Genomic DNA, 13103 nt, shown 5'->3' on the forward strand with positions numbered 1-13103 from the left:
CCTTTATTTTTAAGGGAGGTTACGCATGACTTATTTAACAAAAGATGAGTTTGTTACTGACTTAGGCTTTGATGATGTAACGGATTTTGACAAGTTAGCTAAACGAGCAGAAATTGCTATCAATCTCTATACTCAAGGAATTTATCAAAAACATATTGACTTTGAGAAAGAGGTTGAGTATCGCAAATCTGCTGTAAAGCTAGCTATGGGTTTTCAGATTGATTATCTGAACAGCTCTGGCATCATGACAGCTGACGAAAAACAAACTATGGCAAGCGTTTCTATTGGTCGCACATCAATTAATTACGGCAATAAACAACGGTTTTCAGCAGGCCAACAATTCAACCTTTGCTTTGATGCTGAAAATGCCCTGAAACAAGCTGGCTTTAGCTTAATTGTGGGAGTTGATTATGATAGATAAACGCTTATTACAAGATGTTGTTACAGTTCGTAAGGTTGAGGGCAAAGATAACTATGGAGATATCAAGTACTCTGAGCCATTGGATATTAAACCGGTAAGGTTTGATAGGTCGGTGATTGTTACAGGTACTAACAACTCTAAAACTAGACAGAAAGCAGGCGTTGTTTACATTTACCCTAAGTTTGTGAATGTGACAGTTGATGATAGTTGGCTGGGTGCAGTTATGAATGATGGGGCGCGTGATTACCTTGTGATAGGTTATCAACCCAATTACCTTAATGGGAGAATTTTTAGCTATGAGGTTGAAGTTACATAATGGCAGATGTCAGAGTGAGCATTGATCTTGCAGGGGTAGAGAAAAAAGTATCACCTCAAGCTATGCAACGTGGCAAGATTGCTGCAGGTAGTGAGGCTTTGCTTATTATGGATAGTTCTGTACCTCTCAGGGCTGGTGGAGGGGCATTAAGAGCCTCTGGACGTGTAGAGCCTAATGGAAATGTGAGTTATAACACGGTTTATGCTAGGGCGCAGTTCCACGGTACTAATGGGATTGTTGTTTTTAAGAAATATACAACCTCTGGCACTGGTAGCAGATGGGATAAACCGTTAAAAGCAAACATAGATAAGCTAAAAAAGGCAGCTATTAAAGGAATGGGTATCTGACAATGCAAAACAACAAAAACTTTCAAGATGTGTTACTGGAACATATTAACAACATCACAAAATTGCCATTACAAGCAAGGCTAGATTATTTTGAAGATGACAAGGATGATTTAGTTATCAATGCTTTAAGTGGTGGAACTATTGACAAAGAGTATATGGATGGTACTAGAGAAGTATCACTACCATTTGAGATTGCTGTAAAGAGTAAATCAAATGCAGTAGCAATTGATACTATCTGGCTTATTAATGGAGATTTATCATCATTTGATATTGATTTGCCTAGTACAGACAACTCTTACACATTCTTATCATTGAAAGTGGACAAACCAGGAATAAATGGCAAGGATGAACAAGGTTATTTTGTTTACTCAATGCAAGTAACCGCAAAACTAGAAATAACAGGAGGATGACATAATGGTACGTCAAAAAAATGCCAAGCGCAAACACGAAATTGCGCCATTTGACCCTAAAAACCCAACAGTTGTACCTAGCGACGATGCTTGGAAACGACTTGCTAAGTACATTGAAACTATTGATGATGAAACGGATGAAGATACAGATGACACTGGGTACTACGACGGAGACGGTACACCAGAGGAAACTGTACTTACTGTCGTTGGTGGTTACTCATTTGAGGGGATCTATGACCCAGAGGATGCAGCTCAAGCGATGATTGCCGCTATGCGTTACAAAACAGGTGAGGCACGCCGCGTATGGCATCGAGTAACTACAGCTGACGGCAAGAAAACTTATACACAAGTTGCCAATGTTTCTGAAATCAAAGCAGGAGCAGGCGATGCAACAGCGTATGAAGAATTTGGTTGTACGATCAAATGGATTAAAGAGCCAGTTGAAGCTGGAATTGGTGGATAGTCCACTACATAACTAATAGACATTTTGGAGGAAATTATCATGTCAAACAAAACTGTAATTGATTTAGGCAGCAAGGTTCTGTCATTTGATTTTGGAGAGTTTAGTCTTGATTATCGAGCAACGGATAAAAAAGATGCTCAAATTCAAGACAAGGCTGTAGAGTTAAATGATAGGGTAGGCGCTTATCAGAAAGATGTAGAGAACATGAATGACAAAGAGGGGCGTAAAGCTCTAAAACCTATGGTTGATGAGTTCTTTGTAGCAATGTTTGATGAGGATGCCCCTCAAAAAATCTATGAGGTAGCTGGTGAAAACACTTGGAATTATCTCAATGTATTCTTACAGGTTTCAGCAACAATTCAAAAAGAATGGAAGAAGAAACTAAACGATGAAAATTTCAAGAAGTATCTTGCTGAATAATGTTTGATATTTCCAAAAAAATGGATGACAAGCTGGTACTTAACAACAAAGAGTATCAGCTTTTATTGTCGTTTGATAGGGTGTTATGGATTTTTGATATGTGGGGTAAAGAGTATATCCCAGTAGAACTTAAACCAAAACTAGCTCTAGCAAAATTAACCGATGATGTAACTTTTAAGGATATGGATACAAGGCAGGCGTTAGCTATCTATGCAGATATATTTGAAAAGCACATACAGGTTACTAGGGCTATTGATGAGGTTGATAGGTATGACATTGAGGGCAATGTATTGCCTAAAAAAACTAAAGATGCCCAAGATCACGATGATAAACCCTTGTTTAATATCAAATATGATGGCGAGTTCATTTTTTCATCGTTTATGCAGGCCTATAACATTGATTTGATTGAACAACAAGGTAAATTGCATTGGCAAAAGTTCAATGCCCTATTGTCTGGTTTACCAGATGGAACAAAGTTTGTTGAGGTAATGAAAATTAGAGCGTGGAAACCCTCAAAAGGGGAAAGTTCAAAAGAAAAACAAAAAATGCGTGAACTACAGGAGCAATACGCATTGCCAAATATTTAGTAAAGAAAGGAGGTAGAACATGGCAGACGGTAAAGTAACCATTGCGGTTGATTTGGATGGTAAGAAAGCCCAAGGGGATATAAATAGTCTGAAATCATCATTAGGTGGGCTAGGTTCAGCTTTTAAATCAGTTTTAGGAGCAAACTTAGTTAGTGGAGCATTGATGAGTGGAATTAGTGCACTTACAGGAGGAGTTAAAAGCGCTTTTTCATCGGCAATTGATGAGGGGGCAAAATTACAACAATCTATCGGTGGTATTGAGACACTTTTTAAAGACTCAGCTGGTACTGTTAAACAGTATGCTAGTGAGGCTTTTAGAACAGCAGGAGTATCAGCTAATGAGTACATGGAAAATGTAACATCATTTTCTGCCAGCTTGATTTCTTCTTTGGGAGGAGATACAGCAAAGGCTGCTGAGTTAGCGAATACAGCAATGACAGATATGTCAGACAACGCAAACAAGATGGGTTCTGATATGAAACTCATTACTCAAACTTATCAGTCATTAGCGCGTGGTAACTATGCAATGCTAGATAACCTAAAACTCGGTTACGGCGGAACAAAAGCAGAGATGCAACGACTAATAAAAGATGCTGCTAGTTACAAAGATGTACAAGAAGAGTTGAATATGACCGTAGATGAGGGCGATATGTCATTTGCGAACATGGTTAAAGCAATTTCGGTTGTACAAAAGAAACTAGGGATTACTGGTACTACTGCTAAAGAGGCATCTGAAACATTCTCAGGATCTTTTGCATCTATGCAAGCTGCATTTAAGGATTTCTTAGGAAACCTTACAACAGGTGGAGACATTAGCAAACCTTTAGAGAACCTTGCTAAAACAGCATCAACATTTATCTTTAGAAACTTTATACCAATGGTGGGCAATGCTTTCAAATCTTTGCCAAAAGCTATCTCAACATTTTTAGAATCAGCTAAACCAGAGATAGAGGCAGGGTTGAAAAAGATGTTGCCAGAGGAAATGGTAAACAATATCATGAAAACCTTTGATAAAGTTGGTAGCTTTTTGTCTAGTTTCAAAGACACGGGAGCTATAACAGCAGTAGCTGGAGCTTTTAATGCGGTGAAAGATGCAATAGGTCATGTCTTTTCATCTCTAGCTGGTAGTGGAGAAAATTTTGATAAGATTGCTAAAGCTTTGGGTGAGGTGGTTAAGTTTCTTGCAGATGCTGCTACTAAAGGGGCTGAATTTATTTCCTCATTACCACCTGGTACTATTCAAGCAATCGCTAGTGCAGTGATTGGGATGGTTGCAGCATTTAAAACAGTATCAATTGCAACTAAGGCTATAACTGGCCTAAAAACTGCTTTTGGGTTGTTAAAAATAGCTTTGTCTAATCCTTGGGGTCTTGCTATTGCAGGTATTGGTGCTTTAATCGGTTGGTTTATTCAAGCATATACCACTAGTGAAGATTTCAGGAATAAGGTTAATGAAGTTGTTGAGGCAATTGGTAAAATAGCTAGCAAAATTGGAGAGTTCTTATCTGGAGTAGATCCATCTATTTTTGCGCTGTTACTACCAGTATTGGGGACTTTGTTATCTAAATTCAAAGGATTTGATATCATCGGAAAACTCAATCCGTTTAAGTTATTCAAAAAAAATGCTACGGAGGCTTTTGATGGTGCTGGAGCATCAGCGACTCAATCTAAAGGCATCATCGAGCAAGTCTTTTCTGGGCTTGGTTCTCTTATCACATCTATTTCACAAGGCATTTCAACAGTACTACAAGGACTAGCAACAGCTATCTCAACAGTTGCTCAAGGTTTTGGTCAAGCGGCATCAATGGCCAGCCCTGCCCAATGGTTATCAATGGGGGCTGCAATGCTAATGGTTGGTGCAGGTGTGGCTTTAGTTGCTGGTGGTATCTATATATTAGTTCAAGCAGCAATAGAACTAGTCAATGCCGGAACAAGTGCCCAATTGGCAATGCTTGGCCTTGGAGTTGGTATAGCTGTATTAGCAGGTATATTTGCCTTGTTGGGGCCAGCTTTGACAGCTAGCGCTGTTGGGATACTTGCATTTGGAGCATCAGTTGCTTTAATTGGTGCAGGTATTGCTATTGCAGCATACGGCCTCTCAATACTAGTAAATGCTTTTGCAAATGCAGAGGGAGCAATCACAGCAACAGGCCAAGCTATAAGCACAGCGGCTCAAGGTATCGGTCAAGGGTTGCAAACAGCCCTTGATGGTGCTGCACGAGTTGTTGAGAGTTTCGGTACAGCGATTAAGACAGCTCTTGAGGGTGTAGCAAATGTATTTAAGAGTGTTGGAGAGGCCATTAGAACTGTATTAGATGGAATTAAAGGTGTAATTGAGTCAGTTGGGAACTCGTTTACTCAAATAGGTGACTCACTAGCTAAGATTGCTAGCAATGCAGGTGGCATTATGAATGCTGCAGCAGGAGTTGGAGCACTAGCAGCAGCTGTTACAGGTTTAGGTGCAGCATCTTATGCAGGGAACTTAGTTGGATTTACTGGTGACATTGAGAAACTTAATGCAGCGATTAAAAATCTTGGCTCTGGCTTTGCTGGAATTTCAAGTTCTTTTCAAACAATAGGGACATCTATGTCTTTAGTTGCTACATCATCTATGATGGCAGTTACAGGGCTCACTAATTTTTCAACTCAGATAACATTGTTGTCAACAACTTTAGGTCTTTTACCATCTATTATGACAATGGCAGTATCTGGCTTTACTATTTTCACAGCACAGATTTTAAGTAGCGTTGCAGGATTAGCAGCAATAAATGCCCCAATCGCTATGTTTAACTCCCAAATTATGACCATGACACCAGCATTGATGATGGCAGGAGCTGGGCTTTCCGGTTTTAATGCTCAAGCAAATGCTGCAGGTAATGCTATGAGATTACTAGCAAGCAACTCAAGTGTCGCACAAGGTCAAGTCACAGCGCTAGGTGTGTCTATCCAAGTAGCCATGTCTGGGGCTACTGCATCAATTTCTACTGCTGGTAATCAGATGGTGGTTGTGATCCAGTCTAGTATGATGCAATTGTCTATGGTTGTAACTAATTCTATGACCAATGCATCCAGCGCAGTGCTTAATAGCTCAATGCAGATGAGCACAAGTATTAGAACAGCTGGTACTCAAATGACTACCACAATGCAATCAACGTTAAATCAGATTGTATCTTTAACCAAAAACGGAATGACAAGGGCATCCCAAGCGGTACAACAGGGTGGCGCTCAAATGGCGCAATACATTCAGTCATCAGGTCAAAAAATGGTGACATTGATGCAATCAGCAATAAATACCGTAGTAAATACTGTCAATAATGGTCGTAGTCGAATGATAAGCGCCGGTCAATATATGAGCGAGGGCCTTGCTGTAGGGATGCGTAATGCTCTTCCAGCTGTTACGGCAGCAGCTAATGCACTTGTTGCAGAGGCAGAAAGAGCAGCGCAAGCAAAAGCTAAAATTAACTCACCATCACATCTATTTAGAGATGAAGTTGGTTGGTGGATCGGTGCTGGTGTTGCTAAAGGTATCGATCAATCTACTGTCAAAGTTGATGAGGCGATGACCGATATGTATAGTAAGATCAATGCTTTTAGTTTTAAACCTGAAAATGTTTTAGGCGTCGGTAAAACTAACATTTCTCACTCTGTGACAGCGAAAGTGATGAGAGAACAAGCGATGCGTGTGACCGCTGATGACAAAAAATCTCAAAAGGATGCTTATCATGTTCATAATAATAATCTTTTGGAAAATCTTTTAGATAAGGTCTATGACCTTGAGGCACTTATAGAAAAAGGTAAGAAGATTGTACTTGATAGTGGAACTTTGGTTGGGGAAACAAAAGACATATTTGATGAGGCCATTGGTAGTAATACAGCAATGATTAGGAGACATCAGTTATGATTTTAGAAATTATTGAATACATTAAGTTTGGTGATTTTGATACTAAATCTAAGGGGTGGTATCTAGTAAGTAGAGATGCCCCTTCACCAGAGGAAAAGGAGGTGCTGGAAAATCTCCTTTATTCTCAGGGCGTGCTAGATTTTTCAATGATGAGCGGTGAACGATATTTCAACAATCGCATTATAACTTATGAATTTAAGTTGCCAAACACAAAATACGCTGACAGAAAAACAGCGGAACGAGAAATCAAGTCGTCACTCATGCGCATTGGTAGATCAAGGCTCACTGATACACACGATGAGGGATTTTACTGGTATGGCAAGTGTAAGAGTGTCAAAGTGCAAGACGACCCCAAAAAGAGGGCGCTAATAGCAACTATTGAATTTAGCTGTTATCCATTTCTTATAGCTCTTGATGATTTCTTTGATGATATTTGGGATGATTTTAGTTTTGAGTATGGTGTTGCTAACTGGACAAAATGGACAATAAAAAGTAAGCAAGTAGTACCAATTTACAATCCTGGAGATACAACTATCATCCCAAAAGTTATCAGTAGTTCTAATATCGTTATTGAGCATAATGGATCAGCTTATCAATTTAGTAAAGGGGAGCAAGAAAATGTACTGTTAAAGATACCGCCTAAACAACTTGCATTGTTCACAATCACAGGTAGTGCAGATGTTTCTTTTCGGTTTTCTAGGGAGGTGTTGGGATAATGGGTGTGAATACAGTAAAAAATCCCGGCTATCTTGCTCTATACTGGGATAAGGCAGAAGATATTGGTGATACTAGTAAGCAAAAAGTATTGCATGAACCGACAGTTTCCCGTAGAGAATATAGGTTAAGCTCAGGTAGTATCAAGCAAATTGTAAATGGTATCAATGAGTGCCGTCTAGTTATTGGAATGAATCACAATCTATACAAAAAAATAAAGCCTATCAAGGGCATTGTAAAGATTGTGAATTTATTTGATGACGAGGTGGAATTTTATGGCAGGGTCTTATCGGTGTCAATGTCTATGGCATCTGATGGTTTTGCTCAAGAAATCATTTGCGAGGATATGCTAGCATATTTACATGATAGTTGCCAGGACTTTGAAAAAGTGCCAAACAGAGGGCTTGAGGACTATCTAACTCGTATTATTAACCGCCATAATTCTCAAGTCGAGCCACACAAGCGCTTCAAGATTGGTGTAGTCAATGTACCAGCTCCATCTGATACGCCATTTAGGTATACTGGCTATGATACTAGTTGGGACACCATCAAGGATAAATTGATTGGAAAAACAAACGGATATTTGGTACTAAGGCATGAAACAGATGGTATGTACATTGATTATTTAAAACAAATTGGAGATAAAATCAATGGCTCACCAATTATGCTAGGCTCAAATATTAAGACGGCTACCAGAGATTTATCTTTTGATGGTCTATTGACTAGGATTGTCCCAGTAGGAGCAGATTTGGATAATGGTACGACTTCGGAAACAGCTAGCGCAGATATTATACGTGAACAAGTTACTATCAAATCTGTCAATGGTGGTAAATATTGGCTGGAAAACGAGGAGTTGATTAAGCAATTTGGCTTGATCACAAAATCAGTTACATGGTCAGATATTTATAGCCCTGATATCTTAAAGAAACGCGGGCAACAGTACATAGATAATCTCAAATCAATCCTAGCCAGTTGGAAAGTAGAGGTTGTTGAGCGGTGCTTAATTGATGCGAACTATATCAAGTTTAAAGTAGGGAATACCCATCAAATCATCAATGCTCCTATGTCTAATATCGAGGAGTTGCAAATCATTGAGAAAACAATAAATATTACTAAACCTCAATCAGTATCACTTACCGTTGGTTCGAGTAATCAGAGTTTATCAATGTTTCAACTACAACAACAGGAGGCTCAAAAGTCAATGGAGAAAGTTGCAGCAGATAATGTGGCCAAACAAAGACAACTTGAGGAACAGATAACTAAAGCAAGTAATATTTCATTGTTGGAAAGTGAACTGTCACAATATCAAGTACAGTTAGAAAGTATAGCTCAAGAGATAGCGACGCTTAATAGTGAGATTAAGAAACTGGATGATAAAAAGGATGCTGACTTGATTGCGACTTTGACAATTCAAGTAAAAGTAGCTCAAGAAAAGAAAGAACTGCATGAAACCAAGATTCATGAAACACAGACAAAACTTAAAAAATTAAAGGAGGCACCGAATGACTAATAACATTGAGGCAAGAGGTGATGCACGTTTTTACAATGACGATAAAGCAATGGATTACACAAAATTGTATCAAATCGATGAAGCGATTGAAGCTATTTTACAAAAAAAATATGGTAAAGATGTTCGGTATGCGATAGCCAGTGCTCTAAAAAGAATTTACTATGATGCGGCACAATCAGGAAATGCTAATTTGGAGGTCTCGCTAGCAAGAGGTAAATTTACTCAGTTAGCTGATCGTTTGAATTCAATTGTTAAATTACTTGAGTCAAAAGCTGATGATGGTCAGGTTGAAAGTATGTTAAATAACATCTTGGATGGCTCACCCAAAGGCACATATAACGATATTGGGGCTTTGAGAAGTGCGCTGCCATCTGGAGCTAAAGGTATTTACATCACAACAAATAACGGACACTGGAATTACTGGAATGGCTCGAATTGGGTTGATGGTGGGGCTTATCAGTCTCCGCTTGATGGGGTTCCTAATCAATTAGGAGTTATTTTTGATGGGTTACTGACAATTGATAGAGACAACCAAACGGTATCAATAAAAAAAGATACTTGGTTCACTTTTGGAAATAAAAATTATGCACCCGAAAAAGATATCACAATTATGTATAATCCATCTGGATTGTCCGAATACGTTGTTTATGATTTCCAAAATAAAAATCTTTCTGTAATAACATTAAGCGACATATCAAAAATAACCTCAACACAAGTAATTTTGGCTGTCATGTACAAAAATGCTTTGCATTATCCGACATATTCCCAATTTATAAAAACAATTGGTTACAGAGAACTAACTCAGGATACCAATATTGGCTCAGTTGTTCAAGGGAATATTACTTACGATAATCGTAGTCAAACATTTTCTTTTAAAGGTTTGGGAGAAAAGAACGAAATCATTGTCTCTAAAGGAACAAGTTACTTCACTTGTTACGACCAAGAAGATCTTGTTTTTTCGGGTGGTTTTCTACATCATTTGGTATTCGATTTGTTAGACAATAAATTTAAATTAGTTCGCAGTTCATTACGTAGAAATGCTGAGACTTTTACAGCTGAAAATACAAAATTGCTAATTGCTTCCATTTACCTTAATAAACTAACGCATTATTCAAATCCTTATTTCATTAAAAGATTAGGTGAGTTAGAGAATTTAAATTCTTGGGAATTAGAAGAATTAATTGTTGATTTGCAAACGAAAAAAACTACCGTCGTCACGTTAGGAGACAGCACCACAGATGGTTATCGAACCTCAAATTATAGTGGTAATGAGCTAGAAAGTTTAATGGACAAACCTAAAACTTATACTCAAATTTTAAATGGTATCGTGAATCAGCAAAAAGGGTACAATTTCAATCACAAATTTTACAATAGAGGTTTTTCAGGGAAAACAATCGCTTGGCTAAATCAAAATTTGAATGAGGTTCTTAAGCCAATCCCCGAAAAAATTGACTATGCATTTATTACGATGGGAATCAATGACCTGGTTTATAACGATGCTAAAGTCAAAGCATTTAAACAAGATTATATTAATGTTATCAATAAATTGCTTTCAAAAGGTATTAAACCACTATTAATGAGCACGCAAGCGGAGTTTGAGAATTTCAATCGTTTTGGGAATAAAATCAATGCCATTGCAGATAACGTAAAAAGAGAGATCGCGAAGGAATTTGGCATTCCGTTTATCGATTATAATCGTGGAACACAAAACATCTTAAGCAATTCGGAGTATGATACAAGACTTCTCATTCCAGACATGTGTCATTTTGCTGATTTAGGACACCAGAAAGGTGCTGAATTTCTTGCTAGTAAGCTAATTGCACAAACAGTAATCATCAAAGATGATGTACGTATTGGTTATGCTTCTAATAAAGTGAGTTCGGATTTGGTTTACTCAGATTATCAAAATGATGAGCAAAAAGATGTGAAGTGGATTACTAGAACTGACGGTTTCGATTTAGAAGGTCAACTAAATTCTACTCAAACAAAGACAATGTTTGAGGTTTCGGTTTATATTGAACGTCCGTCAATTGTCCGCTATTTTGGAGACAACGTGATTGTGACATCGAACGGACAGGCGTTATCAGACGGAGCGGTGCTCGATGTCGGATTTTATCGAATCATAGCTAAGAATCGCCCTGGAGTTGCTAGTAAATTCCGTGGCTTGAAATTTAATCTGAAAGAAGTGTAGATAAAGGAGGTTATATGCAAATCGAATTTTTCAATTTTTTAAGAAGTGTCGTACAGACTGAAGATGGTTTAGTCTTGTACGCTCTAACACTGATTGTCTCGATGGAAATCATTGATTTTTTGACTGGGACGATTGCTGCTATCGCAAACCCTGACATCGAGTATAAGAGCAAAATCGGAATCAATGGGCTTCTTCGTAAAATTTTAGGAGTCCTCTTGCTAATGATCCTCATCCCTATGTCTGTTTTGTTGCCCGAAAAGTCAGGGTTTGCTTTCTTGTATTCAATCTATCTTGGATATATTGTATTCACTTTTCAATCTCTCATTGAAAATTACCGCAAATTAAAAGGAAACGTTACTCTTTTTCAGCCGATTGTAAAAGTATTTCAGCGATTACTTGAAAAAGATGACGATACAAAAAAAGGAGAATAAACATGATTAACTGGAAAGTACGTTTTAACTTAAAAAATAAAACATTCTTATTGCGAGTGGCATTCGCTTTAGCTTTGCCAATTCTGGCCTATTTCAATCTAAAACTAGAAGATTTGGTTAGCTGGGGAGTCATTTTAGACTTGCTTGGTAAATTTTTTGCAAACCCTTATCTTGTTGGATTGACGATTGTAAATATCTTAAACATCATTCCAGACCCAACAACTGCAGGAATCTCTGATAGCAAACGTGCTCTTGACTATCAAGAACCAAGCGAAGATTAGGAGAAAACAATGAAGAAAAACGACTTATTCATCGACGTATCTAGCCACAATGGATACGATATTACAGGTATTTTGGCTGACATGGGTACACAGAATACTATTATCAAAGTTTCTGAAAGTACAAATTATCTAAACCCTTGCTTGTCTGCTCAAGTGGAGCAATCCAATCCGATTGGCTTCTATCATTTTGCTTGGTTTGGTGGTGACATTGAAGAAGCTGAGCGAGAGGCACGCTACTTCCTTGATAATGTGCCCCAAAAAGTAAAATACTTGTGCCTTGACTACGAAGATCACGCTAGCGGAGATAAACAAGCAAATACAGATGCTTGTATTCGCTTTATGGAAATTCTCAAAGAAAATGGCTATGAGCCAATCTATTATAGCTACAAGCCATTCACGCTCAATAATATTTATTATGAGCAGATTCTTGCGAAATTCCCAAACAGCCTTTGGATTGCCGGGTATGGGCTAAATGATGGAAATGCTGATTTTGAGTATTTTCCAAGCTTGGACGGCATCCGATGGTGGCAATACTCTTCAAATCCGTACGACAAGAACATTGTTTTGCTAGATGACGAAGAAGCCGAGCCAAAATGGAAAAGAAATGACACTGGTTGGTGGTGGGAACACCATGATGGATCTTATCCAAAAGAAGAATGGGAAAAAATCGGCGGTGTGTGGTACTACTTTGATGCTAAAGGATATTGTTTAACTAGTCAATGGTTTAAAGAAAATGATAAGTGGTACTACCTTAAAGAAAATGGCGCAATGGCCATTGGTTGGGTGTTTGTGAATGGCAAATGGTACTATCTTGATTCTTCAGGAGCGATGGTAACTGGTTGGGTTCAATACAAGGACAAACTATACCATCTCAAAGAAGAAAACGGAGCAATGTCTTCAGAAGAACTTGTTAAAGTCGAAGGTGGCTGGTACTATGTCAATGAGGATGGCAGTCGTTCAGATAAACCAGCGCTTACTGTATTGCCTGATGGCTTAATCACTACAAAATAAAACGAAAGGAAAACTTTTAAAATAGATTACACAAAACCGCAGGCAATACCCCGCGGTTTTATTGTATTCTTTAGATGAGAGTTTTAGATACGCTACTTGA

Annotated in this window: 14 protein-coding genes; all 14 read left to right on the forward strand. The window is 38.2% G+C overall.

Annotation, left to right across the window (positions count from 1 at the left end):
- The first annotated feature begins 25 nt into the window (after positions 1-25).
- From ATE34_RS10030 to ATE34_RS10095, 14 genes are read left to right on the forward strand one after another with little or no spacing between them, the layout of a single operon-like run.
- The gene (locus ATE34_RS10030) at positions 26-421 is read left to right on the forward strand and encodes a hypothetical protein (RefSeq protein WP_084911958.1); all 396 of its coding nucleotides are present in this window, start codon (positions 26-28) and stop codon (positions 419-421) included.
- Positions 411-737, forward strand: a complete 327-nt coding sequence (locus ATE34_RS10035) for a putative minor capsid protein (RefSeq protein WP_084911959.1) — start codon at positions 411-413, stop codon at positions 735-737. The genes ATE34_RS10030 and ATE34_RS10035 overlap by 11 nt, the downstream gene beginning before the upstream one ends.
- On the forward strand, positions 737-1084 hold the full coding sequence (locus ATE34_RS10040; RefSeq protein WP_084911961.1) for a minor capsid protein: 348 nt from the start codon (positions 737-739) through the stop codon (positions 1082-1084). Before ATE34_RS10035 ends, ATE34_RS10040 begins: the two co-directional genes overlap by 1 nt.
- 2 nt (positions 1085-1086) lie before the next feature.
- Positions 1087-1494, forward strand: a complete 408-nt coding sequence (locus ATE34_RS10045; protein WP_084911963.1) for a minor capsid protein — start codon at positions 1087-1089, stop codon at positions 1492-1494.
- A 4-nt stretch (positions 1495-1498) separates the two neighbouring features.
- Positions 1499-1957 carry a phage tail tube protein gene (locus ATE34_RS10050; protein ID WP_003039252.1) on the forward strand — a complete coding sequence of 153 codons (459 nt, stop codon included), beginning with the start codon at positions 1499-1501 and terminating at the stop codon, positions 1955-1957.
- Positions 1958-1996: 39 nt separating this feature from the next.
- Positions 1997-2377, forward strand: a complete 381-nt coding sequence (locus ATE34_RS10055) for a hypothetical protein (protein ID WP_084911964.1) — start codon at positions 1997-1999, stop codon at positions 2375-2377.
- On the forward strand, positions 2377-2964 hold the full coding sequence (locus ATE34_RS10060; RefSeq protein WP_084911966.1) for a Gp15 family bacteriophage protein: 588 nt from the start codon (positions 2377-2379) through the stop codon (positions 2962-2964). The genes ATE34_RS10055 and ATE34_RS10060 overlap by 1 nt, the downstream gene beginning before the upstream one ends.
- 19 nt (positions 2965-2983) lie before the next feature.
- Positions 2984-6865, forward strand: a complete 3882-nt coding sequence (locus ATE34_RS10065; RefSeq protein ID WP_084911967.1) for a phage tail family protein — start codon at positions 2984-2986, stop codon at positions 6863-6865.
- Complete coding sequence (locus ATE34_RS10070; protein ID WP_084911969.1) at positions 6862-7581, forward strand: hypothetical protein; 720 nt, start codon at positions 6862-6864, stop codon at positions 7579-7581. The genes ATE34_RS10065 and ATE34_RS10070 overlap by 4 nt, the downstream gene beginning before the upstream one ends.
- A gap of 5 nt (positions 7582-7586) precedes the next feature.
- Positions 7587-9089, forward strand: a complete 1503-nt coding sequence (locus ATE34_RS10075; RefSeq protein ID WP_206600226.1) for a phage tail protein — start codon at positions 7587-7589, stop codon at positions 9087-9089.
- Positions 9082-11280 (forward strand): SGNH/GDSL hydrolase family protein, encoded by a 2199-nt coding sequence (locus ATE34_RS10080; protein ID WP_084911972.1) that lies wholly within the window; start codon positions 9082-9084, stop codon positions 11278-11280. The genes ATE34_RS10075 and ATE34_RS10080 overlap by 8 nt, the downstream gene beginning before the upstream one ends.
- Positions 11281-11294: 14 nt before the next feature.
- Positions 11295-11711, forward strand: a complete 417-nt coding sequence (locus ATE34_RS10085; protein ID WP_084911973.1) for a phage holin family protein — start codon at positions 11295-11297, stop codon at positions 11709-11711.
- Positions 11712-11713: 2 nt separating this feature from the next.
- Complete coding sequence (locus ATE34_RS10090) at positions 11714-11992, forward strand: phage holin (RefSeq protein ID WP_015997072.1); 279 nt, start codon at positions 11714-11716, stop codon at positions 11990-11992.
- Between the two features lie 9 nt (positions 11993-12001).
- Positions 12002-13003, forward strand: a complete 1002-nt coding sequence (locus tag ATE34_RS10095; RefSeq protein WP_084911975.1) for a GH25 family lysozyme — start codon at positions 12002-12004, stop codon at positions 13001-13003.
- Positions 13004-13103: the final 100 nt, after the last annotated feature.

Source organism: Streptococcus oralis subsp. tigurinus, assembly GCF_002093545.1.
Lineage (GTDB): Bacteria > Bacillota > Bacilli > Lactobacillales > Streptococcaceae > Streptococcus > Streptococcus oralis_C.